This window comes from Aurantibacter aestuarii (assembly GCF_003008425.1).
GTDB classification, from domain to species: domain Bacteria; phylum Bacteroidota; class Bacteroidia; order Flavobacteriales; family Flavobacteriaceae; genus Aurantibacter; species Aurantibacter aestuarii.
In genome coordinates this window covers 1-23,331 of record NZ_PXOQ01000006.1, presented here as the reverse complement: position 1 = coordinate 23,331, position 23,331 = coordinate 1, and the positions used below count along the sequence as shown (strand labels likewise).

The window sequence follows — 23,331 nt, the reverse complement described above, 5'->3', positions numbered from 1 at the left end:
ACAAACAGATTATGCATATTAAATCGGCAGAATTTGTAATGAGTAATTCTGATGTAGAGAAATGTCCAAAATCTCTTATTCCCGAATATGCTTTTATTGGCAGAAGTAACGTAGGAAAATCTTCCTTAATAAATATGCTTACCAATAAAAAAAGTTTGGCAAAAACTTCTGGTAGACCAGGAAAAACGCAACTTATAAATCATTTCCTTATTAATCAGGAGTGGCACCTAGTAGATTTACCTGGTTATGGTTATGCTAAAGTGAGTAAATCGTCTAAAAAAACATTTCAAAAATTCATTACTCAATATTTTAGCAAGCGTACGCAACTAGTCACTGCGTTTGTATTAATAGATATAAGACATCTACCTCAAACTGTTGACTTAGATTTTATGCAGTGGATGGGAGAAAACGGAATTCCGTTTTCAATTATTTTTACCAAAGCAGATAAGCTCAAACCAAATGCCATAACCAAGCATGTAGAAGATTATAAAAATATACTTTTAGAGACTTGGGAAGATATGCCTAATTATTTTATTACCTCTTCTTCTAAAGTGATTGGACAGGATGAAGTATTAGGATATATACAAGGATTAAATGAGAATATGATTGCAGAAAACTAAGTTTTCACATCTAAAGCATCTCTAAGTGCGTTGCCTATAAGCATAAACGCCATAACTAAAATCATAATGCAAAATCCGGGCACTAAAGCCAAATAGGGCTTACCTAGAATAATATAGTTATAATGATCTTTTATCATAGCACCCCAACTCGCCATAGGTGGTTGTGCTCCAATACCTAAAAAGCTTAAGCCGCTTTCTATTAATATTGCTGCTGCGAAATTAGCTGCACAAATAACAATTACTGGTGCCATGATATTTGGCAGAATGTGCTTAGTTATAATTCTAAAATTATTAAAACCTAAGGCTCTAGCCGCAGTAACATATTGCAATTCTTTTGCGCTTATAATTTGTCCTCTAACCACTCTTGCGACTTCCACCCACATAGTTAAACCCACTGCGATAAAGACCTGCCAGAACCCTTTACCCAAAGCTAAAGTTATGGCTATAACCAATAATAAAGTTGGAATAGACCATGTGATGTTAATAACCCACATAATAAAAGCATCTATTTTTCCCCCAAAATAACCCGCAATACTACCTAAACTTAAACCAATAAGAAGAGATATAAAAACTGCTACAAAACCAATAGAGAATGAAATTCTTGACCCAATAATAACGCGACTTAATAAATCTCTACCGTATTTATCCGTGCCTAACAAAAACGTTTTATTGTAGGTTTTATAAGGCTGATTACTAATATTTAGACTTTTACTCTGTCCTATTAATCCATCTGAAGCATATTCTGTATAGGTGACTGTATTATTTTTTTCTTTAAAGTCTGAAATCGCAACAAACGTAGATGGGTTTTCTTGCCCAAAAAACCATTTACTGAAAAAAGATTGATGCGTAGATTTTACTGGCATCAATTCCAAAACTTTAACCTCAAACCCTGGAGGTTTACTGTGTATAGAAAGCTGTATTTGGTTTGCATTTTCTGACTTGTCAGGCGCCAAAACATAGGCAAATATAGCTGTAAAACCAATTAAAGCTACAATACCGAAACTAAAAACGCCCCAAAAATTAGTTTTAAACTTTTGGAGCGCAATTAATGATAGTGATCGTGACTTGTGAGTCATTATTAATTTTTTATGGTAGCCACATTTTTAATATCGTATGTTTTAGACATATCGTCTAGTACATTTACAGCTTCATCTACATGAACATCTTTTGTTAAGTTTTCATGCCAGCGTGTACGTTTTTCTTTTAGAGTACTATCTTTTTCAAAAAGTTTGGTTTCGTAAGGTAACGAATTGAAAACTAATTTGTTTCTAAAATCATTTATAGCGTCAAACTGCTTAGACTCCTGCTCTATTTCTTCAACGTTAGCTCTATATTTTTTATAATTTAAATTATATATCTTATTATCTGACTTTATCTTAGCCCATTTTGCATTTTGCTCTATCAACTTTAACTGTTGATTTTCTTTCATTCTATCTTTAGAATTTGAAATTGTTTTGTCGTAGTTAAAATCCTTATCCCAGACTTTGTAATTAACCGCATCAATTTTATCCCATGGTAATGGATTTTCTTGGTCGCGTTCTCCAATTTCGATAAAGCTATAACGGTCTGGAACAACCACATCACTTTCTACACCTTTTAATTGAGTAGAACCTCCGTTAATTCTATAGAATTTCTGACGGGTTAATTTTAAAGCCCCTAAATCGTCATGAGAATTATTTCTTACCATACGGTTTAAATCTAGCACATTTTGGACTGTTCCTTTCCCGTAAGTTTGTTTACTTCCAATAATGATAGCACGTTTATAATCTTGCATTGCAGCCGCTAAAATTTCGCTTGCTGAGGCAGATAATTCGTTAACCATTATAACTAATGGTCCATCCCAAACTATAGCATCGTCTTCATCTTCTAACACTTCTTGTGGTTGTCCTGCAGAACGCACTTGGACAATTGGCCCATCTTTAATAAACAATCCTGCAATGTCCACAACAGTTTTTAAAGATCCACCACCATTATTTCTTAAGTCTAAGATTAAACCTTCTATATTTTGTTCTTTTAGACGTTCTATTTCTTGTCTAATATCGGTAGCTGCATTTCTTTTATTATAATCTTCAAAATCAATATAAAAACGTGGTAAATTAATTATACCATAGATTGATTTATCTTTTGTGATTAAAGTTGATTTTGCATAAGTTTCTTCAAGCTCTACAATATCTCTAGTAATAGTAATATCTTTTATAGTACCATCTACCTTTTTAACCGTTAAAATAACTTTACTACCTTTTGGTCCTTTTATTAATTTAATAGCATCATCAATACGCATACCTACTATACTAACTGGTTGTTTCTCTTTTTCTTGACGCACTTTCATAATAACGTCTTCCACCTCAAGTTCCTGTCCTCGCCATGCTGGTCCTCCAGAAATGATATCTACAATTTTAATATAATCTAGTCTCTTTTGCAGTCGAGCACCAATACCTTCAAATTTACCAGACATTTGCTGATCAAATTTATCTTTATCATCTGGTGCTAAGTAACTAGTGTGTGGATCAAACTCTTCTACAATCGTATTCACATAAACATTAAACCAATCGGTTTTATCTAAATCCTCTATATAATCTGTAAAAAAGATGTTAAGAGATTTTGCCGTTTCTTCTCTAGCCTTTTCTTCTAATTGAGAAGCTGTAGATGTTTTTACCTCTGTAACTAAACTCTCATCAAAACCAGTTTTGTTTTGCTCTTCTTTTTCAAGAAGCAAATCATCATAACTAGTTAATGCATTAAATTTAAGCTGTAATCTCCATCGATCCTTTAATTCTTTCTTATTTTTTGCATAAGCTAAATTTTCATAATCAGCATCATACACTTCGTCTTTACTAAAATCAAACGGTTTCTTTACAATATCTTGATAATAGGTTTTAGCTTCATTTTGTCTAATAAGAAGTCTGTCGTAAACTAGGTTAAAGAAAGAAATATCGTAGTTTCTTAGCTGATCATCAATTAAAGTTTCAAACTTTTTAAAATCGTTAATATCTTCCTCTAAAAAGAAGCGTTTTAGCGGGTCAACAGTCTCTATAAAATCGGCTAAAATTTCTTTAGAAAATTCGTCGTTAATCTGCTTAGGCTCAAAATGTAATTGCTCTAAAGCCATGGTAATAATCTGAACTAACAGCTTATCTTTATTTGGATCGTTATCTACTTTGGTTGTAAAACTACAAGAACCAAAAGCAAAAAGAACGAGTAATAGTAAAATATTATAATTCCTCTTCATAGTAAATCGGCTTAAAATAAGGGTAAAATTTTCACTAAAGTAAAGAAAAAACCGTGCCAATAAAATGTATGACCACTAATTTTTTGTTAAACTCGACAAAAGACAATTAAACTCATGAAATTATGTATTTTTGCTTCAATGAGTTATAAATTTATGCAGAAAAAACCTTTAATTTTAGTAACCAATGATGATGGTGTGACCGCACCTGGATTAAAAACTTTAATTGAAGTAATGTGTGACATTGGAGAGGTTGTTGTCGTTGCTCCAGATAGTCCGCAAAGCGGCATGGGTCATGCCATAACTTTAAATTCGGTTTTACATCTAGACGAATTAACTAAAAAAGGAGACGCATATAAAACATACAGCTCTTCTGGTACTCCTGCAGATTGTGTTAAAATTGCTATAAACGAAGTTTTAAACAGAAAGCCGGACTTATGTGTTTCGGGAATTAATCATGGCTCAAACTCCTCTATTAATGTAATTTATTCAGGTACAATGAGTGCCGCTATAGAAGCTGGTATTGAAGGTATTCCTGCTATTGGTTTTTCACTTTTAGACTACAGCTGGGACGCCAATTTTGAACCCAGCAAACCTTATATTAAAAAAATTGCTGCACTGGTTTTAGAAAAGGGATTACCTACAGATGTCATTTTAAATGTGAATATCCCTAATTTATCTGAAGAAGATTTAAAAGGCATTAAAATTTGCAGACAAGCTCGTGCTAACTGGAAAGAAAAATTTGATAAACGACAAACCCCACAAGGCAGAGATTATTACTGGTTAACAGGAACTTTTGAAAATTATGATGATGGTGAAGATACAGACGAAGCAGCTTTAGAAAAAGGATACGTTGCTGTGGTTCCTGTGAAATTTGATTTAACAGCACATCATGCCATTCAAGAACTAAATAATTGGAAATTAAATGATTAAGAAAGAAGTTTTTACAGGACTATTTATTGGTTTATTAGCAAATAGTTTTGGAGTTTTAATAGTGACCTCTATTATTTCATTAATAAAGAATGCGCATTTCATGTGGATTTTAAATCTCTACTATTCTAATGAAAATTTATGGATGCTAATTTGTTTAGGAGCGACCTTTAATTTAATTTTCTTTTACTATTTCTTACAGAAAAAGAAATTTTACAGAGCTCGAGGCGTTCTATTAGCAACCTTTGTTGCTGCTATTACATCATACATAATTTATTTCGTATAAATATGAAATTCTATATTATTTCTGGTGAAGCTTCTGGCGATTTACATGGTGCAAACCTTATGAAATCTCTATTTAAAATAGATTCTAAGACCGAAGTTCGGTTTTGGGGTGGTGACTTAATGCAGCAAGCTGGTGGCACTTTAGTAAAACACTACAAAGAATTGGCTTTTATGGGTTTTGCTGAAGTTGTTATGAACTTGAGAACCATTACTCATAACTTGAAGTTTTGTAAAGAAGATATTGCATCCTACCAACCTGACGCCATAATTTTTATTGATTATCCTGGTTTTAATTTAAGAATTGCTAAATGGGCAAAAGCAAAAGGTTTTAAAACCGAATATTACATCTCTCCACAAATATGGGCGTGGAAAGAAAACAGGATTTCTGCCATAAAAAGAGATGTGGACCATATGTATGTGATTTTACCTTTTGAAAAAGATTTTTACGAAAAAAAACATAATTATCCTGTTGCATTTGTAGGTCATCCATTAATTGATGCTATAGCTAACAGACCACAAGTAAACGAAACAACTTTTAAAAACTCCCACAATTTATCTGAAAAACCTGTAATTGCATTACTTCCTGGAAGCCGTAAACAGGAAATTAGCAAAATGCTAAGCGTTATGCTTACTGTGGTGGACCATTTTAAAGACTATCAGTTTGTAATCGCTGGTGCACCAAGCCAAGACTATGAATTTTACCAAACATTTTTAGGAAAAAGCAATGTGGCATTTATTAGCAATAAAACTTACGATTTATTAAGTATTAGCTCCGCAGCATTAGTTACTTCTGGTACAGCAACCCTAGAAACTGCTTTATTTAAAGTTCCACAAGTAGTTTGTTATAAAGGCAGCTGGATTTCCTATCAAATTGGAAAACGATTAGTAAAGCTGAAATATATCTCTTTAGTTAATTTAATTTTAGATAAACCTGCTGTTACGGAGTTAATTCAGGATGAAATGAATCCAAAACGTTTAAAGGAAGAACTACAAGCTATAATCTCTTCTGAAAAAAGAACTGCTATTTTTAATGATTATCATATTTTAGAAAAAAAATTAGGTGGTATTGGCGCAAGTCAACATACTGCTGAGTTAATTTTTAAAAACATTACATAAAACCAACTTATGAAAAAGCTAGTTTCACTTTTAATTATACTTTTATTTCTAATCTCTTGTGGCTCAAGCAAAAGTAAATATGTAACTACCAGAAAAGTAATTATACCTAAAAAAGAACCTGAAACCTCCACTACTAACACATTACCTCTACCAAAAAGCACAGAACCAGTTGTTGTAACTAAAGAAGAATATGAGCTTATTAATAAAATTATTGATAATGCTAAAGACTACATTGGTGTAAAGTATAAGACTGGAGGAACTACAAAATCTGGAATGGACTGTTCTGGACTAGTAAGTACCGCATTTTCCGAAGAAGATATTAATTTACCCAGAGTTTCGAGAGACATGGCATTAGAAGGCGAATGGGTAGATTTAAAAGATGTACGAGAAGGCGACTTAGTGTTTTTTGCGACCAGAAAAAACAGCAGAGTTATAAACCACGTTGGGATTGTTACAGATTCTAGAGTTGGTTACGTTAAATTTATTCACTCTACCACAAGTCTTGGTGTAATAGAATCTGAATTGTCTGAAAAATACTGGTATTTTGCTTTTGTACAAGCGAGACGCGTAATCTAAAATTTACTATCTTTAAGTGTGAGATTTACTAATTTTGCACTGCTGTATTTGACCTTAAGTTTTATAACTGGGATACTGCTTGCCAGAAGTTTGGAATTAGATATTTGGGCATGGGTTTACATAAGTATTCCACTTATAACCATGCTTGGACTTCTTGTTTTAATCTTTAATAAAATAGGCAAATCGACCACAAGTTTATTTACAGGAATTGCTTTTTTATTATTTATAAGCATTGGTGCCTTAAATTATACACTGCAAACAGCTTCCAAACACCATTCTCATTATTCCTCAAAAAGTAATTCTGAAAGTAGTTTTAAAATTTTACGAATTACACAAAAATTAAAAGACAATAAGTTTTATTCCAAGTACTATGCAGACGTATTGTCTATGGACGAAAAGGAAACTTCTGGAACTGTATTAATTCAACTTAAAAAAGACAGCGTTAAACCTCTTGTTACAGACGCGGTTGTTATAACTAAATCTGCATTTAGCGACATCCAATCAGCCGTAAATCCTGGACAGTTCGATTATAAAACCTATTTAAAAAACAAAGGTGTTTACCATCAAATGTATTTGGAGAATTCCAACTACAAAGTGCTTACACAGGAAACCACTACGTTTAATGGTTTAAATGGCCGCTTAATCCAAACCATTAATTCCAAATTAAAAAATTACCGTTTTAGTCCGGACGAACTTGCGATTATAAACGCTCTGGTTTTAGGACAAAAACAAGATATTTCTTCTGAGATTTATGATAGTTATACCGATTCTGGCGCTATACATATTCTAGCGGTGTCTGGGTTACACGTGGGAATTATTTTACTTATTATTACCTTTATTCTAAAACCTTTAAAACAAATTAAGCATGGAAATTTAATAGTCATCCTATGCTCTATCATTTTGCTGTGGCTTTATGCTTTTTTAACTGGGTTTTCTCCTTCTGTAATTAGAGCTACCGCAATGTTTACTTTAGTTTCTATAGCTATTAATTTAAAACGAAAAACAAATACCTACAACACGCTAATAGGTTCTATCTTAATTATACTAATATTTCAACCTCAATTTTTATTTGATGTTGGGTTTCAACTTAGTTATGTTGCTGTATTTTCAATTGTTGCCTTTCAGCCTTTAATTGCTAATTTATGGCATCCAAAATATAAACTTACAAACCTCTATTGGCAAACGTTTACAGTTACTTTATCTGCTCAATTTGGAATTATTCCTTTAAGTGTTTATTATTTTCATCAAATTCCTGGCTTATTCTGGTTAAGTAATTTAATTATTATACCGCTTTTGCCATTAATTTTGGGATTAGCCATATTAGTTATAGTGCTTGTTTTAAGCTTTGATAAATCTATACTAACAACATTTTTTGCTTCAACTTTAAGTTATTCTATTTATGGGATGAATTACTTACTTCGGTGGATTTCGAGCTTGGAGTCTTTCATATTTAAAGAACTTTCTTTTAGCAGTTTTAACTTGATTGCTTCACTGTTATTTGTATTATCTCTTTATTTTTTATGGAAGTACTTTTCTGCCAAAACTATAATATGTAGTTTATCTGCAATCATTCTACTGCAATGCAGTTTCATGCTTACAAAAATACACACAGCATCAAATGAATTTGTGATTTTTCACAGAAGCAAACACCGTTTAATGAGTTTAAAAAACAACAATCGATTAACCGTTTATACAGATAATTTAATACCTAATTATATAAGTACTAATTATAAAGTAAACAAACATATAAATACTGTAAGTTATAAACCAATACCAAACATATTAAGCTTCGAGAATAAAATTATTTTAGTCATTGATAGTACTGGATTATATCCAAAATCTTTAAAACCAGATTATGTTATCCTTACACAATCGCCTAAAATTAATATAAACCGTCTAATCGACCAATTAAAGCCACAAGGCATTATTAGTGATGGTAGCAACTACAAAAGCTATGTAAGAGATTGGAACCTTACAGCTCAAAACAAAAAAGTCCTTTTTCATACAACTGAAAAAGGAGCTTTTATATTATCTAGTGAGTAAATTTAGCTTTTAAACTCGTATTTGAAAGACTCAAAGTATGCGTTAAAATCTTCCTGAGATTTCATATTAGTATGTTCGTTACTCTTAAACATTTTTAAATAAAGTTCTAATTGTTGTGGCGTCTTATAGCCAATTATTGGAGCGATTAAGCCACCTTTTTCATCTAAAAATAACATGGTAGGATACGAACGTACGCCAAAAGCACCAGCCAATTCGTGTTGCGCATTTCTACGGTTAGCATTCTCTGGTTTGTAACCCGGATTAGCATAAGTTTTACCTTTAAATGTTACTTGCTCTTTTCCTTCTGCATTAAATTTTACGGCATAGTAATTTTTGTTAATATAAGCAGCAACATCTTTATTTTGAAAGGTATTACGGTCTAACATTTTACAAGGTCCACACCAAGAGGTATAAACATCCACAATAATTTTCTTAGGATTTTTCTTTTGTAATTCCACAGCTTCTTCTAAGCTTACCCAATTAATTTCTTGAGCAGAAACCAGACTGGTTGTTAAAATAAATGTTAGAGCTATTAAAATATGTTTCATATGACTTTTGTTTAGGACATTGTAGTCGCAAATAGTGTTCCAAATTTACAAAAAAATAAAACGCCCCAAAAGTGGGGCGTTTAAATTAATTATATAAAAAGCTACTATCTAATGCCATGCATTAATTTTAGTAAAGTTTTATTAAGAATGATCATAATTACACCTGCTCCAATAGGAATTAAAGTAAAAATCATAAAGAAAAATGTTAGTCCTTTTTCTTCCAAAATTGGATCCATATAACTTCCTGTAATACCTGCTGCTAGGTTTGCAATAAAGTTTGCAACAAACCATACCCCAAACATTAAACCAACTAATTTTACTGGAGCCAATTTACTTACATAAGATAAGCCTACAGGAGACACACATAATTCTCCTAACGTATGGAACAAGTATGCAAAAACTAAGAACATCATACTTACTGATGCCGTTTTAGCTCCTAAAGGAATTGCAGTAGATCCATAAGCCAGTATACCAAAACCAAGACCTAATAAAATTAGACCAACAGCAAATTTAACTGGACCAGTTGGATTGTATTTACTTTGCCATATTTTAGAAAATAATGGAGCGAAAGCAATGATAAAGAAAGAGTTTAAAATACCAAACCAAGAAGCTTTAACTTCTGCAATTTCTGCATTAAATTCTCTTACTAACATCCAAATTACAATTGCCCAAATTATTACAAAACTTGTACCTAATAAAATATTAGATAACGCATATTTACCAAAAGTTTGTTTAAATAACATGGTTAAAACCCAAGTAATAATTAACATTGGAACCACAGTAAGGATTGTGTTAAATATTTTAAAGGTTAATGCGCCATTCCCTACTAAAACCCTATCTGTATAATCGGCAGCAAAAATGGTCATAGAACCACCAGCTTGCTCAAAAGCCCACCAGAAAAATATGGTAAAGAATGCTAATACTCCAATAACAATTAATCTATCGCGAGTTACCTTAGATTTTTCAGCCTGATGTGCAATTTCTTCAATAACTTCTTTGGTTTCTTCTAATGAATCTTCAACAGCATCATCAAAATCTTGTGTTTGTCTTGGAGATAAGCCTATACGAGCAAAAATTTTCTGTGCGAAATAGAATTGAAGCATCCCAAAAAACATGAAAATTCCAGCTAAACCAAAACCATAATGCCAGCCTACAGACTCACCAATATACCCACAAAGTAAAATTCCTAAGAAAGCACCTGCATTAATACCCATATAGAAAATAGTGTATCCTGCATCTTTCTCTTTTCCTTGATTAAGGTATAATTGCCCAACCATAGAAGAAATATTCGGCTTAAACAATCCATTTCCAACAATAAGTAATAACAAACCTAAATAGAAAAAGATATCTGTAATACCTTCTAAAGCCATAGAGGCGTGACCTAAAGTCATAATTAATGCTCCTAAAACAATTGCATTACGGTATCCCATAAATTTATCGGCAATAAAACCTCCTAAAATTGGTGTGATATATACTAAACCAGTATACCAGCCATAAAGCACTAAAGCATCTGCTCTTTCCCAGCCCCAACCTTCATCTAATAAAGACGCTACTAAAAAAAGCACTAAAAGCGCACGCATTCCATAGTAAGAAAAACGTTCCCACATTTCTGTAAAAAACAAAACAAATAAGCCCGACGGGTGACCTAATACCGTTTTTTGATTGGTTGCAGAACCTCCAAATTTAAATTCCATATAAATTAATTATTAGTTAGTAAAATTATTATTGTCCTAATGTACGATTAATAAAATTCGTCATTTTTGTGTATAAGTGTAAACGAGTGTTTCCACCATAAATTCCATGATTTTTATCTGGATAAATCATCCATTCAAATTGTTTATTAGCTTGTATTAAAGCTTCAACCATACGCATGGTATTCTGAACATGCACATTATCATCTCCAGTACCATGAATTAATAAAAAGTCGCCTTTTAATTTATCGACATGATTTATAGGTGAATTTTCATCGTATCCAGAAGCGTTTTCCTGAGGTGTCGTCATGTAACGTTCTGTATAAATTGAGTCGTAAAATCTCCAACTGGTTACTGGTGCTACTGCAATTGCCATAGAAAACGTATCATTTCCTTTAAACAGAGCATTACTACTCATAAATCCACCATAAGACCAACCCCAAATACCTATTTTATCTGGATTAATATAATCTCTTGCACCTAATAATTTAGCGGCTTCTATTTGATCTTCAACCTCATATTTTCCTAATTCATTTTGCGTTACTTTTTTGAACTCGGCACCTTTAAAACCAGTTCCTCTTCCGTCTACACAAGCAACAATATAACCTTGTTCTGCCAGCATATAATACCAGTAGTCGTTTGCACTGTTCCATTGGTTAGCCACTTGTTGTGATCCAGGACCAGAATATTGGTACATAAATAATGGGTATTGTTTGGTAGCATCGAAATTTGTTGGCTTAATTAGCCACATATTTAAATTATTCCCATTAACATTAATAGTTGAAAATTCTTTCTTAGGCATATTAAATCCAGCCACAACGGTTCTTACATCCGAATTGTCTTTTATTACTTTTATAACATCACCTTTTTTAGCATCGTTTAAAGTGTACAATGGTGGCGTATTTACACTAGAATAGGTGTTTATGAAATAAGAAAAATCGGCGCTAAAATCGGCATTATTAGTTCCCGTGTTTTCACTTAAGCGTTGTTTTTTACGACCATCTAATTTAATAGCATAAACATCTCTGTTTATTGAACCATTTTCTACAGATTGATAAAAAATACGATCTGTTTTAGCATCATATCCATAATAAGATGTGACTTCCCAGTTTCCTTTGGTGATTTGATTAATTAATTTACCATTCTTGTCGTAATGATAGATGTGATTGTATCCATCTTTTTCGCTGGTCCAGATAAAACTGTCATCTTCTAAAAAGGTTAAATTATCGGTAACATCTACATAAGCCTTATCGTTTTCTGCAACGACCAATTTAGTAAGGTTTTTAGTGGTATTAATCATCCACAAATCCAATTCATTTTGGTGTCTATTTGCAAATTGTGCGCTTAACACATTAGCATTGTTAGTCCATTTTATTCTTGGAATATAAAAATCTTTATATTCTTTATCCACTTTAACTTCCGTTAAAGATTTAGAAGCTAAGTCAAACACATGAAGTGATACTTCCGAATTTGCTTCTCCTGCTTTTGGATATTTAAATACAGTTTGTGTTTGGTATAATTTATTTCCATAAACATCCATAGAGAATTCTGGGACGTTAGTTTCATCAAAACGAATAAAGGCAATTTTAGTACCGTTAGCATTCCAGTCGAACGCTCTTACAAACCCAAATTCTTCTTCGTAAACCCAGTCTGTAATACCATTTATAATTTTATTTTTTACACCATCACTAGTAAATTGTGAAGTTGCTCCAGAATTTAAATCCTTTATAAACAAGTTATTATTTAAACCAAATGCAATCTTAGAACCATCTGGAGAAAAAGTAGGTTCTTGTATTTTATCTTCAGATACTTTAGTTAAGGTTTTACTTGCAATGTCATACACAAAATAAATCCCTAAAGTCGATCGTCTAAAAATAGATTCCTGCTCTGTTGCCAGTAATATCTTAGATTCATCTTTACTAAAACTGTAATCTGTAAAGTATTTTACATCTGTTAAATCGGTAGAATTTACTAAAGTTTTTGTTTTCTTTAATGTACTATAATCATACACATCTACAGTGGTGCTTCCAGAAGCTCTATCAAAATTTAAAACAGAATATTGTTTACCGTTATTCATAGAATGTAAAGCATCTAAACGCTCGGTTCTAAATGTTCCTTTAGACCAGATATCTTCTAAGGTGATGTCTTTATTTTGTGCTGAAATAAATGAAGTTACCAGAAAGCAACTCATTACCATAAGCTTAATTAGCTTCATATAATTTATGTTTTTAATAATAAGATGTCAAGTTTACTAAAAAATAAGCAAAAAACCCTATAAATAATGACTTATTTGAGGTAAATGAGCAACGAAAAAAGGATTAAAAATTATTCAATCTATCAAAAAAATAATTTGCTTGAAGAATAGTATCTTTGACGCTCACAATTTGCAACAATGACAAAATTAGTATCGGGGTTTTCCAAACTATCTAAAACAGAAAAAATTGACTGGCTGGTTTCGACCTATTTAAATGGGAATGAAACTGCAAAAGAAACAATTTTAACCTATTGGAACAGCAATGAAAAGTTGCAAAACCTTCATGATGACTTTATAGAAAATACCATTTCGAATTTTTATTTACCACTTGGAGTAGCACCAAATTTTAATATAAATGGTGCAATTTATACCATTCCAATGGTTATTGAGGAAAGCTCTGTAGTCGCTGCTGCAAGTAAAGCTGCTAAATTTTGGGGAGAACGAGGCGGTTTTAAAACCGAAGTACTTTCTACAGAAAAAATTGGTCAGGTACATTTTACCTATGCTGGAAACTCTGAAGAGTTACAGTCATTTTTTTACCAAATTAAACCTCAGATTTTACAAGACGCTCAAGCCATAACTAAAAATATGGAAAAACGTGGTGGCGGTATTTTAGATGTGGTTTTAGTTGATAAAACCAAACACTTAAAAGACTATTACCAGCTACACGCTACGTTTGAAACTCTAGATGCTATGGGTGCCAATTTTATAAATTCTTGCCTAGAGCAATTTGCAACCACTTTAAAAAGAGAAGCGCAGAAATTAAAAACTCCTATTCATGTGGTCATGAGTATTCTTTCTAATTATGTCCCTAACTGTTTAGTTAAAGCAAGTGTAAGTTGTAAAGTTGAAGAGCTTGCAGACAAAGGAATTCATCCAGAGGAATTTGCTGAAAAATTTATACAAGCTGTAAATATAGCTAAAACTGAACCTTACCGTGCTGTAACCCACAACAAAGGGATTATGAACGGAATTGATGCTGTGGTATTAGCTACAGGAAACGATTTTAGAGCAATTGAAGCTGGTGTTCATGCTTACGCCAGCAGAACAGGTCGTTACTCCAGTTTAACGGACGCCAAAGTTGAAAATGGCATTTTTACATTTTGGATAGAACTACCTTTAGCTTTGGGTACAGTAGGTGGATTAACTAAACTACATCCCTTAGTAAAATTGGCATTAGATATTCTAGGCAACCCAACTGCAAAAGAACTTATGCAAGTAGTAGCAGTTGCCGGATTAGCACAGAATTTTGGAGCACTACGATCTTTAGTTACTACAGGAATTCAAGAAGGTCATATGAAAATGCACCTTATGAATATTCTAAATCAGTTTGAAGCGACTGTAGAAGAAAAAAATATTATTGTCGAAAAGTTTAAAACAGAAACAGTTACCCATAGTGGCGTTGTAAAAGCGTTAGAAGAGCTTAGAGCATAAAAAATTACAATTAAATTGAAAGAAATGTTTTATAGTCATGGCAAATTATTAATAACCGCAGAATATGTGGTTTTAGATGGTGCTATGGCTCTTGCTGTTCCTACAAAAATGGGACAATCTTTAGAGGTTGAAGCCACTAAAAAAACGTTTTTAAATTGGAAAAGCTTAACCCATACTAATGACCTTTGGTATGAGGCCGATTTTAACCTTAACGGTTCAAACCTTTCGTGTTCTAATTCTTGCAAAGTTTCGCAAAACCTAATTAAAATATTAGAAGCGGCGCGTTCTTTAAACCCAAAATTCCTTGCTGAAGGAACAGGTTATCATGTAGTTTCCAAATTAGAATTTCCTCAAAACTGGGGTTTGGGTTCTTCATCAACCTTACTAAACAATGTTGCTCAATGGGCTAAGGTAGATGCGTTTGAGCTTTCTAATTTAACCTTTGGTGGTTCTGGTTATGATATTGCTTGTGCTCAAAACAGCTCGCCAATTTTTTATCATATTAAAAATCTTAAACCAAAAATTACACCTACACATTTTAACCCTAATTTTAAAGAGCACCTATATTTTGTTCATTTAAATGAAAAACAGAATAGTCGTGATGGGATTAAACACTACAAAGCACAAGAGTTTAACTTAGAAGATACTGTTGCGACCATTAATTCGATTACCGAAAATTTAAGTAAAACCAACAATTTTGATGAGTTTTGCGAATTACTTCACCTACACGAAACTTTAATATCAAATGTTACAAAGCAAGAAACAATTAAAAATAAGTTGTTTTCAGATTTTAATGGAAGTATAAAAAGTCTTGGCGCTTGGGGTGGCGATTTTGTTTTAGTCGCTTCTAAGGACAACCCAAAGTCTTATTTTGAATCTAAAAGGTTTCAAACCATTTTGTCTTGGGACGAGATGGTTTTAGAGAGCTAAAAATCACTTTAAAAAAGGCTTACTAACAGTTTAAAAACTACACAATAGAAAACTGCAAACTGAAGACTGTAGACTTAAAGACTACTCTTTAAACCAACCAGAATACTTCACATAATTATCGGCAATTCTGTTAATTTCACCATTGATTAATTCTTTGCTAATATCTTTTACTTTTTTAGCGGGTACACCTGCATAAATACTGCCAGATTCTACTCGAGTGTTTTGCGTTACGACTGCGCCTGCAGCAATAATACTATTGCTTTCTACCACGCAATTATCCATAACAATACTTCCCATACCAATAAGCACATTGTCGTGAATAGTACATCCATGAACAATAGCGTTATGCCCGACGGATACGTTATTTCCTATTTTTGTAGCATATTTTTGGTAAGTACAATGTACGACCGCACCATCCTGAATATTAACTTTATTACCCAACTCTATAGCATTAACATCGCCACGTAAGACGGCATTAAACCAAATGCTGCATTCTTTACCGATTGTCACGTTTCCAACAATAGTGGCGTTTTCTGCGATATAACAATCCTTTTCAATTTTTGGGGTATGTCCGTTAACTGGTTTTATTAGTGGTTTCATTTATTTTGGGTTATTAATCTATTATATTTTACTTGATTCAAATGAGTTTCTGTCTCCGCAGGAATTTGTTACTTAAAATAAGCTAATAAATCGGCTTTTCTGGAAGCAGAAACACTCAATTCTTTTCCGTTAGATAAGATAACGCTTCCTCCTTTTCCTTTTACGTATTTTGTAATTTCATTGATATTAACCAGATAACTTTTATGTATCCGTGCAAAGCCAGAATCCGCTAAAATTTCGTCAAAATATTTTAAGGTTTTACTTACCACTTTCTTTTTATTCGTGTTCAAGTAAATTTCTGTATAATTATCGTCCGCCTTGCAAAACATGATATCCTTAGTTTCTAATATTTCAAATCCGTCTTGCTGAGGTATGGTAATTTTTCCTTGAACACCAGTAGTAATTGGCACAAGAATTTTTTCTTGTAGAGCATTTTCTTTTAACTTTATGCTTTCTACATAATTTACCGCCTTAATAAGCTCATCAATCTCTATGGGCTTCATTAAATAATAGGATGCATGTGCATTTAAAGCGTCAATAGCATAATTATTATAAGCGGTCACGAAAATGGTTTCAAAACTTCTATTTTCTACCTGATCTAATAAATCGAAAGCATTACCATAAGGCATTTCGACATCTAAAAAAACTAAGTCTAAATTGTTATTTTCTATAAGCTTCAAGCCTTCTTTAATGTTTTCGGCTTGTCCTACTAAATTAATGTTTGGACAATATTTTTGTAAATAATTACTTAAAATATCCCGACTTAGTTTTTCGTCTTCTACTAATATGGCATTTAACTTCATAAACTTATTTTTTAATTAGCACAACCACCTGAGTTCCTGTTTCTACAGGGTTATTTACTACTTGGACGCTAATTTTATTTTTATACATGGTATTTAAAATATCCACTCGTTTCTGGATATTACCCAAACCTTTACTGTTGTGCTTTTTTTGGTGATTGGTTTTTAAAGCTTTGGACTCTTCTCTACCTATCCCATTATCTGTAATTGTAATTTTTAAATTTTGAGGTTTATCTTCTTCAATATTTATCTTTAAATATCCTTTTTCACTCTTATATCGCAATCCATGCCACACCGCATTTTCTATATATGGCTGTAATAACATCGGTGGAATTTCATAATCGGAAACCTGAAGCTCTGCATCAATATCAATAGTATACTCAAACTTATCTTGAAACCTAAAATGTTCCAATTGCGTGTAAAGTTTAATCAGTTCAATTTCTTTTTCTAAAGGTATAAAGTCTTCTTCGCTGTTTTCTAAAACGGCACGCATTAATTTAGAAAAATCGGATAAATATTTATTAGCCGTACGCTCGTCATTTACCGCGATAAAACTATTAACCGAGTTTAAAGCATTAAAAATAAAATGAGGATTCATTTGACTTCGTAAGGATTTTAAAGCCAAAAGATTGTTAGATAAGCGTTGTTGCTTGATGTATTTAAACATTAAATACGCTAATAGCAACACCAAAAACAGCCCACCAATTAAGGCATAGATATAAAACTGCTGTCGTTTATTTCGCTCTTTTGAAAGATTGATTTGGCTTATACTAAGTTGTCTATCCGTTTCTAAACTTTGAATTCGACTTTGCTTTTCGGCTAAATTTTTAGCAAAACGAGCAGCTTGAGAAATTTCCTGTTCTTTTTTTCGATACAAATCCTCTACCAAACTGGTATAATCCTTATAAGTTTCTAATGCTTTATTGTAATTTTTTGAGGCACTATACACTTCACTTAACTTTTTTGTGGCATCTTTCTTAACCACTAAATCTTCAGTCTCGTCCGCCTGTTGTATACTTTTTTCTAAATACGGTACAGCTTCTGTATAGTTTTTTTGAAGGTAATACGCATTTCCAATTTTATAATTTTGTTTTTGTGGAGTTAAAGCACTTTCGTTTGGCAGATAAAAATTCTTTTTATTTTTTTCTACGGTTTCAACAACACTTTTGCGTATTTCTATTTCTTTATTATAGTCCTGTGTTGCGTTTTCAAAATTAGCAACTTTCTCTTTTTCTTCAATTTCGCGGGTTTCATTTTGTTGCCCTGCTAATCCTAATGCAGTGTTGTAATAGGTTTTGGCAATGTCCTTTGCTCCCATTTTAGCGTAGACATCTCCAATTTTTGAGTTTAAGTCGGTTATTTTTTCTTGAATTTTAAACTCTTCAGCCTTTTTAAGTGCTTTTTTATAAAGGTTTAGTGCTTCCTTTGTTTTTGAGGTCTCAAAATACACATCTGCCTTACCTTCATCTAAACTAATATTCTGATAATTATTTAAATTGTTTTCAGCGAGCTTGTCATAAACTTTCAACGCATTTTCGTTAGACTTATTTTTGTGGTAAGCTGCTGCTAATTTTAATTGAACATCTACAACATCTTTATTATTAATACTAATTTTATAGTTGGTTATGGCTAAATCGAATTGATTCCACTCTGCATAAACATCACCCAAAAGCTCAAAAGCTTCTGCATTTTGTTTAGTGCTACTGCTATGATTTATACTTTCTGTAATAAACTGAATACTTTTTTCAATGGAAACACTTTTATAAAATAAAGCGGAGTCTATAGAAGTCTCGAATGCATTAGCTTTTTCTTGTAGTAATTGCGGTGTGTTATTAAAGCGGCTTTCAGTAACTTTTACAGTAAGTCTATCATCTGTGTCAACCGTGTAATAAATAGTGTCAAAATAATCGCTTGTAATGGTTATTTGGTCGCCTTGTTTTACTTGAAGTCTAAATTCTCCCAGCGCGTTTGTTTTAGTATATGTCCCACCATTTACAAGTATTTCAACATCCTTAATTGGTGTGCGGTCTTCTTCTTGAACTTCTCCTTTTAAAGTAAATGTTTTATACGAATTTTGTGAGCTTCGCATTTTGGAAGCATTTGTGTTTTGTGCTACACATAAGGTCGAGCAATACAATAAAAAAAGTAAACAACGGAAAAAATTCATATCACAATATCTAAGTATAAACTTACATACTTTATTACATTAAAAAAAACCTGAAAATCTATATAACTGGCAAAAAAGCATAGAAAACAGACTGTTTACTAAATGCCAAAAGGCCTTTACTCATTTTTTAGCCTAAGTGACGCATTATGGATAGTTTTTTTAATGATTTACTCACACATTTGAGTTCTATAAAAAAACTATTTATTATGAAAAACAACTTAATTCTTTTAGTCCTTATTTTAACGAATATTACTTTATATGCACAACATAAAGGCAATTTCAATCATTTAGAAAGCGGGACTATTTCCAGACAAAACATTTCTCATACCGGAAATGCTCCTATTTATAACCCCATAAAAAGACAAAATTATTTTGGTCAATTAAACCCTTCTAACATTTTAACTATAGATGTAAAAGCATTACAAAATGTAACTGCCGCCAATTATACGGCGGTATTTAATTTATCTCAAATTGGTCCAACTGCAGACTCTACAAATTTATTAATGGATAAACGTATTAACGCCGTTAAAGCCGAATTAACAAAACTTGGTATTAAACCTAACCAATTTGCGGTAGACGTTATTTCTTTTGTGCCGAAATTTGAATTAGAAGTGGTTAAAAAACTATTTAGTAAAACCTATAATGAAATACCAATTGGCTTTGAGCTTCAAAAAAATGTAATGATTACATTTACTAAAACCCAAGACTTTGAATCTATTCTAAAAATTTGTGCATCTCACGAAATTTACAATCTGGTAAAAGTGGACTATTTTATTGCTGATGTTAATTCAGTTTACAAAAATCTTCAAGCAAAATTAGTTGCCTTAATTAATGAAAGGAAAACCTATTATGAAGCTTTAGGCTTTGATATTTCTACATATACACCAAGTGTTGCCGATGAAAGCTTTTGTTATTTCCCAAAAGATTTTTACAGAAGTTACCAAGCATTTAATAGTGTATCCTACGAAGCTATTTCTAAAAGAAAAGGAGTAACTACTGCTGAAAAACAAACGTCATATTATTATCAGGCCATAACTTATGAAGATTTTGATATTGTGGTTAACCCAAGCATTTTAGAACCAGTTGTACAAGTTGGTATGAATATTAAATTACAATTAACACCAAAACCTATTGAACAAAAGCAAGAGCCCATAACCAAAATTGAAACTAAATATAAGTATTACTTAGTATCTCCTAATGGTAATGTAAGCTATAAAGAATTACCTTCTAACTAATAAAAAAAGGCTCTGTCAGTTGACAGAGCCTTTTTTAAAATATTATATTATTTTAGTTTACTGCAGGACAGTTACAGCTGTATTTAGCTCTTCTACAGTTAAAATTATATCCTAAAGTAAATTGGTGAAAACCACCTTTATTAAATACCACATCGTTTAATTGGTAACTATACGTATAAGCAAACACAAACTGCTTGTAGTCTACTCCTAAAACTGGTGTGATATACTGTAATTTTTGAGAATCTACATCGGTTCCATCTGGATTAAGGTATTCAGCACCATCTAAACTTCTTCTGTAAGATAGTCCACCCCAAACCTGTCCAAAGTCCATTTGCTTGTATGCCTTAACATTAACATCAAAAGTTGTTTCTTTCGTAGCATCTCTGTGAAAAATCATAAAAGAAGGTTCTACAGCCAAATCATCGCTTACTGCAAATGTATTTCCTAAAGAAAAGATATATGTTCTTAAGTTATTATAACTTAAACCTTGCTCGTTAAAGTTAATACCTTCATTTTCTAATAAATTTTTCACTGTTGCGTGAGCGTAGAAATTATATAGGTTATAAGAAAAACCAACATCTACATTAAAGTTTGTTGCCGATTGCTCAATTCCTGCCACTATAGGGTCAAAATCTCTAAACTGCGTTTCATCTAACTTATACTGAATAGCTCCTGCACTTAAACCAAAAGATAATTGGTTTAAATCTACTTCACTTCTAGAGAATAGTAAATGATAAGCATAAGTTAAATAAACTCCTGTTTGAGAGTGAAACCCATTTTTATCTGTGTAAGCAATACCTCCAATACCAGATTTAGTATCTCCAATTCTTCCATTGGCACTTACGGTTAATAATCTTGGGGCATCTTCATCTCCAAACCACTGTTGTCTTCCTGTCAATCTTATTTTAGCACAATTAGCTGCACCAGCCATAGATGGGTGAAGTAAGTATAAATTATCTGTTAAATAATCTGAGTAAATTGGCAAACCTTCTTGGGCTTGAGATAGGTTTGAGAAACATAGTGCTGCAAACACTACTAATAATAGCTTGTTAAACTTCATAGTCAAATATCTATTTGATGTAATTTGAAACACATCATTAAAATAATTATATCCAATATAGTATATAATAAAGCCAAATATATAAATTTAGTTTTATTAAATAAATGGTTTGTTTAATTGATTTAGTTAAAAATGAGCATAATATCCTTAATTAACAAATTTTAGATTTTAAGTTTCCTATTTTTGCCAAAAAAAAAAATGGATTCTTTTAAAATAAACATACAGCCTACTTCAAACGAAACCATCATTAAGTTTGAAACCAATCAATTTATAACACAACACCAGAGTTTTGAGTTTAACAATATAGATGAAGCAAAAGACTCGCCTATAGCACAACAGTTATTTCATTTACCTTTTGTAAAAAAAGTATACATTTCAAGTAATTTTATTGCAATAGAACGCTATAATATTATCGATTGGAAAAGTGTTCAGGATGAAGTTGCCGAGCAAATTGAAAACTATTTAAATAGCGGTAAACCAGTTACAAATATTTCTGAAGAAACAACCAGCAAAAAAATAGCTGTAACCGTTTATGCTGAAAGCACACCAAACCCATCAGTTTTAAAATTTGTAACCAATAAAAAATTAGTGACAAACGCTTTTGAATTTACTTCTATAGATGAAAGCAAATCGTCTAAAATGGCAAGTCAACTATTTCATTTTCCTTTTGTAAAATCTGTTTTTATTGATGAAAACTACGTTTCAATTACAAAATTTGATGTTGCTGAATGGCAGGATATTACTAATGAACTAAGAGAATTTATAAAAGCATTTATTGAAACTGGAGAAAACATTGTAAACCCAGACACAGAAGTGTTTAAAGAAAAAACATCTGAAGCTTTAGATCAAAAATATGAAGAATTAGATGACACGTCTAAAGAAATTATAAATATACTTGAAGAATATGTAAAACCTGCTGTAGCTAGTGATGGTGGAAATATTCAATTCGACTCTTATGATCCTGAAACCAAAAAGGTAAAAGTAATTTTACAAGGTGCTTGCAGTGGTTGTCCATCTTCTACATTTACACTTAAAAACGGTATTGAAAATATGCTTAAGGAAATGATGAAAGACAAAGTTTCTACTGTTGAGGCTATAAATGGCTAATACTTTTAGTAAATTAACTGCTATTAATTAATAAAAACATAAAATTATGGCAGTATTAAAAGTAATTGAAGTATTATCTAACTCAGAAAAAAGCTGGGAAGATGCCACAAGAAAAGCCGTTAAACAGGCTTCTAAAAGTGTTAAGAATATAAAATCTGTTTATGTTCGTGAGCAAAGTGCTATTGTAAAAGATAATGAAGTGACAGAGTTTAGAGTTAACCTGAAACTTACCTTCGAGGTTAATTAAAAAAATACAGTTATAAAAAAGCCCAACTTACGAATTTGTAAGTTGGGCTTTTTTTTATTGAACTTCAATCTTATCGCTTCAGTGTAAAGTGTGCTCTAAACTGTTTCTTCTCATCTGAAGTTGAGTTTGGCTCTCTATACTCTACTGTAAACCAGTAGTCGCTTGTTGGCATTGGGTTACCATTATAGGTTCCATCCCATCCTGCGCCTGTTGGACTGATTTGTTTTAAGAGTTTGCCCATACGGTCAAAGATGTAAATCGTCGCATCTGGCTGATTTGCGATTCCGTAAATGTTCCACGTATCGTTATAGCCATCTCCATTTGGTGTAAAGAATAATGGGTAGTCCATTGCCAGTACTGTTGCACTTGCTTCTCCACAGCCATTCTTATCTCTTACCGTAATTACATGCTCTCCTGCGCTTACATCGGTAAAGGTGTACGTCCCATCATTTGGCTCGTTAG

At 32.1% G+C, this 23,331-nt stretch carries 21 protein-coding genes; 11 read left to right on the top strand and 10 right to left on the bottom strand.

The genetic code is table 11. From position 1 onward, the window contains the following. The first annotated feature begins 11 nt into the window (after nucleotides 1-11). Nucleotides 12-620 carry a ribosome biogenesis GTP-binding protein YihA/YsxC gene (yihA, locus tag C7H52_RS00130; RefSeq protein WP_106461853.1) on the top strand — a complete coding sequence of 203 codons (609 nt, stop codon included), beginning with the start codon at nucleotides 12-14 and terminating at the stop codon, nucleotides 618-620. Here the strand turns inward: yihA and C7H52_RS00125 are convergent. After that, nucleotides 617-1,696 (bottom strand): ABC transporter permease, encoded by a 1,080-nt coding sequence (locus C7H52_RS00125; RefSeq protein ID WP_106461852.1) that lies wholly within the window; start codon nucleotides 1,694-1,696, stop codon nucleotides 617-619. The two genes, yihA and C7H52_RS00125, sit on opposite strands and share 4 nt — an antisense overlap. Before the next feature lie 2 nt (nucleotides 1,697-1,698). Then, a complete protein-coding gene (locus C7H52_RS00120) occupies nucleotides 1,699-3,849 on the bottom strand; it encodes a carboxy terminal-processing peptidase (protein ID WP_106461851.1) in 2,151 nt (716 codons plus the stop codon). A gap of 153 nt (nucleotides 3,850-4,002) precedes the next feature. Between C7H52_RS00120 and surE the strand changes: the two genes are divergently transcribed. Genes surE through C7H52_RS00095 form a run of 5 tightly spaced genes read left to right on the top strand, consistent with a single transcriptional unit; the run spans nucleotide 4,003 to nucleotide 8,796 of the window. Continuing rightward, nucleotides 4,003-4,779 carry a 5'/3'-nucleotidase SurE gene (surE, locus tag C7H52_RS00115; RefSeq protein ID WP_106462058.1) on the top strand — a complete coding sequence of 259 codons (777 nt, stop codon included), beginning with the start codon at nucleotides 4,003-4,005 and terminating at the stop codon, nucleotides 4,777-4,779. Next, complete coding sequence (locus C7H52_RS00110; RefSeq protein WP_106461850.1) at nucleotides 4,772-5,062, top strand: hypothetical protein; 291 nt, start codon at nucleotides 4,772-4,774, stop codon at nucleotides 5,060-5,062. The genes surE and C7H52_RS00110 overlap by 8 nt, the downstream gene beginning before the upstream one ends. Nucleotides 5,063-5,064: 2 nt before the next feature. Beyond that, on the top strand, nucleotides 5,065-6,177 hold the full coding sequence (lpxB, locus tag C7H52_RS00105; protein ID WP_106461849.1) for a lipid-A-disaccharide synthase: 1,113 nt from the start codon (nucleotides 5,065-5,067) through the stop codon (nucleotides 6,175-6,177). Nucleotides 6,178-6,186: 9 nt separating this feature from the next. Further along, entirely contained in the window at nucleotides 6,187-6,753 is a 567-nt protein-coding gene (locus C7H52_RS00100; protein ID WP_106461848.1) for a C40 family peptidase, read from the top strand. Between the two features lie 48 nt (nucleotides 6,754-6,801). Then, a complete protein-coding gene (locus tag C7H52_RS00095) occupies nucleotides 6,802-8,796 on the top strand; it encodes a ComEC/Rec2 family competence protein (RefSeq protein ID WP_181256189.1) in 1,995 nt (664 codons plus the stop codon). A 2-nt stretch (nucleotides 8,797-8,798) separates the two neighbouring features. Here the strand turns inward: C7H52_RS00095 and C7H52_RS00090 are convergent, their stop codons facing one another. The 3 genes from C7H52_RS00090 to C7H52_RS00080 form a co-directional block, all read right to left on the bottom strand. After that, on the bottom strand, nucleotides 8,799-9,344 hold the full coding sequence (locus tag C7H52_RS00090; protein ID WP_106461846.1) for a thioredoxin family protein: 546 nt from the start codon (nucleotides 9,342-9,344) through the stop codon (nucleotides 8,799-8,801). Between the two features lie 104 nt (nucleotides 9,345-9,448). Further along, entirely contained in the window at nucleotides 9,449-11,038 is a 1,590-nt protein-coding gene (locus C7H52_RS00085; RefSeq protein ID WP_106461845.1) for a peptide MFS transporter, read from the bottom strand. A gap of 28 nt (nucleotides 11,039-11,066) precedes the next feature. Next, a complete protein-coding gene (locus C7H52_RS00080; protein WP_106461844.1) occupies nucleotides 11,067-13,250 on the bottom strand; it encodes a S9 family peptidase in 2,184 nt (727 codons plus the stop codon). Nucleotides 13,251-13,427: 177 nt separating this feature from the next. On the opposite strand from C7H52_RS00080, the gene C7H52_RS00075 reads away from it, so the two are divergent. Together C7H52_RS00075 and C7H52_RS00070 are read left to right on the top strand one after the other, a co-directional pair. Continuing rightward, entirely contained in the window at nucleotides 13,428-14,723 is a 1,296-nt protein-coding gene (locus C7H52_RS00075) for a hydroxymethylglutaryl-CoA reductase, degradative (RefSeq protein ID WP_106461843.1), read from the top strand. A gap of 24 nt (nucleotides 14,724-14,747) precedes the next feature. After that, entirely contained in the window at nucleotides 14,748-15,653 is a 906-nt protein-coding gene (locus C7H52_RS00070) for a GYDIA family GHMP kinase (protein ID WP_106461842.1), read from the top strand. 81 nt (nucleotides 15,654-15,734) lie between these two features. Here C7H52_RS00070 and C7H52_RS00065 read toward each other — a convergent pair whose 3' ends face one another. The 3 genes from C7H52_RS00065 to C7H52_RS00055 form a co-directional block, all read right to left on the bottom strand. Then, nucleotides 15,735-16,253, bottom strand: coding sequence for a gamma carbonic anhydrase family protein (locus C7H52_RS00065; protein ID WP_106461841.1), 519 nt, complete (start codon nucleotides 16,251-16,253; stop codon nucleotides 15,735-15,737). A 68-nt stretch (nucleotides 16,254-16,321) separates the two neighbouring features. Then, nucleotides 16,322-17,056, bottom strand: a complete 735-nt coding sequence (locus tag C7H52_RS00060) for a LytR/AlgR family response regulator transcription factor (RefSeq protein ID WP_106461840.1) — start codon at nucleotides 17,054-17,056, stop codon at nucleotides 16,322-16,324. Between the two features lie 4 nt (nucleotides 17,057-17,060). Then, nucleotides 17,061-19,142, bottom strand: a complete 2,082-nt coding sequence (locus C7H52_RS00055) for a tetratricopeptide repeat-containing sensor histidine kinase (RefSeq protein WP_245918503.1) — start codon at nucleotides 19,140-19,142, stop codon at nucleotides 17,061-17,063. Between the two features lie 284 nt (nucleotides 19,143-19,426). Here C7H52_RS00055 and C7H52_RS00050 point away from each other — a divergent pair, with 284 nt between their 5' ends. Continuing rightward, the gene (locus tag C7H52_RS00050) at nucleotides 19,427-20,455 is read left to right on the top strand and encodes an SIMPL domain-containing protein (protein ID WP_106462057.1); all 1,029 of its coding nucleotides are present in this window, start codon (nucleotides 19,427-19,429) and stop codon (nucleotides 20,453-20,455) included. A 52-nt stretch (nucleotides 20,456-20,507) separates the two neighbouring features. Here C7H52_RS00050 and C7H52_RS00045 read toward each other — a convergent pair whose 3' ends face one another. After that, the gene (locus C7H52_RS00045) at nucleotides 20,508-21,515 is read right to left on the bottom strand and encodes a PorP/SprF family type IX secretion system membrane protein (RefSeq protein WP_106461838.1); all 1,008 of its coding nucleotides are present in this window, start codon (nucleotides 21,513-21,515) and stop codon (nucleotides 20,508-20,510) included. Nucleotides 21,516-21,713: 198 nt separating this feature from the next. Here C7H52_RS00045 and C7H52_RS00040 point away from each other — a divergent pair, with 198 nt between their 5' ends. Beyond that, entirely contained in the window at nucleotides 21,714-22,622 is a 909-nt protein-coding gene (locus C7H52_RS00040) for a NifU family protein (RefSeq protein ID WP_106461837.1), read from the top strand. Nucleotides 22,623-22,668: 46 nt separating this feature from the next. Next, nucleotides 22,669-22,869, top strand: a complete 201-nt coding sequence (locus C7H52_RS00035) for a dodecin family protein (protein WP_106461836.1) — start codon at nucleotides 22,669-22,671, stop codon at nucleotides 22,867-22,869. A gap of 70 nt (nucleotides 22,870-22,939) precedes the next feature. On the opposite strand, the gene C7H52_RS00030 is transcribed toward C7H52_RS00035, so the two are convergent. Continuing rightward, the coding region (locus C7H52_RS00030; RefSeq protein WP_146129990.1) for a T9SS type B sorting domain-containing protein at nucleotides 22,940-23,331 on the bottom strand (392 nt) is incomplete at its 5' end.

Coding starts and splice junctions, on each gene's coding strand:
- yihA (WP_106461853.1), top strand. CDS start 12: ATGCATATTAAATCGGCAGAATTTGTAATGAGTAATTCTGATGTAGAG.
- C7H52_RS00125 (WP_106461852.1), bottom strand. CDS start 1,696: ATGACTCACAAGTCACGATCACTATCATTAATTGCGCTCCAAAAGTTT.
- C7H52_RS00120 (WP_106461851.1), bottom strand. CDS start 3,849: ATGAAGAGGAATTATAATATTTTACTATTACTCGTTCTTTTTGCTTTT.
- surE (WP_106462058.1), top strand. CDS start 4,003: ATGCAGAAAAAACCTTTAATTTTAGTAACCAATGATGATGGTGTGACC.
- C7H52_RS00110 (WP_106461850.1), top strand. CDS start 4,772: ATGATTAAGAAAGAAGTTTTTACAGGACTATTTATTGGTTTATTAGCA.
- lpxB (WP_106461849.1), top strand. CDS start 5,065: ATGAAATTCTATATTATTTCTGGTGAAGCTTCTGGCGATTTACATGGT.
- C7H52_RS00100 (WP_106461848.1), top strand. CDS start 6,187: ATGAAAAAGCTAGTTTCACTTTTAATTATACTTTTATTTCTAATCTCT.
- C7H52_RS00090 (WP_106461846.1), bottom strand. CDS start 9,344: ATGAAACATATTTTAATAGCTCTAACATTTATTTTAACAACCAGTCTG.
- C7H52_RS00085 (WP_106461845.1), bottom strand. CDS start 11,038: ATGGAATTTAAATTTGGAGGTTCTGCAACCAATCAAAAAACGGTATTA.
- C7H52_RS00080 (WP_106461844.1), bottom strand. CDS start 13,250: ATGAAGCTAATTAAGCTTATGGTAATGAGTTGCTTTCTGGTAACTTCA.
- C7H52_RS00075 (WP_106461843.1), top strand. CDS start 13,428: ATGACAAAATTAGTATCGGGGTTTTCCAAACTATCTAAAACAGAAAAA.
- C7H52_RS00070 (WP_106461842.1), top strand. CDS start 14,748: ATGTTTTATAGTCATGGCAAATTATTAATAACCGCAGAATATGTGGTT.
- C7H52_RS00065 (WP_106461841.1), bottom strand. CDS start 16,253: ATGAAACCACTAATAAAACCAGTTAACGGACATACCCCAAAAATTGAA.
- C7H52_RS00060 (WP_106461840.1), bottom strand. CDS start 17,056: ATGAAGTTAAATGCCATATTAGTAGAAGACGAAAAACTAAGTCGGGAT.
- C7H52_RS00055 (WP_245918503.1), bottom strand. CDS start 19,142: ATGCGAAGCTCACAAAATTCGTATAAAACATTTACTTTAAAAGGAGAA.
- C7H52_RS00050 (WP_106462057.1), top strand. CDS start 19,427: ATGAAAAACAACTTAATTCTTTTAGTCCTTATTTTAACGAATATTACT.
- C7H52_RS00045 (WP_106461838.1), bottom strand. CDS start 21,515: ATGAAGTTTAACAAGCTATTATTAGTAGTGTTTGCAGCACTATGTTTC.
- C7H52_RS00040 (WP_106461837.1), top strand. CDS start 21,714: ATGGATTCTTTTAAAATAAACATACAGCCTACTTCAAACGAAACCATC.
- C7H52_RS00035 (WP_106461836.1), top strand. CDS start 22,669: ATGGCAGTATTAAAAGTAATTGAAGTATTATCTAACTCAGAAAAAAGC.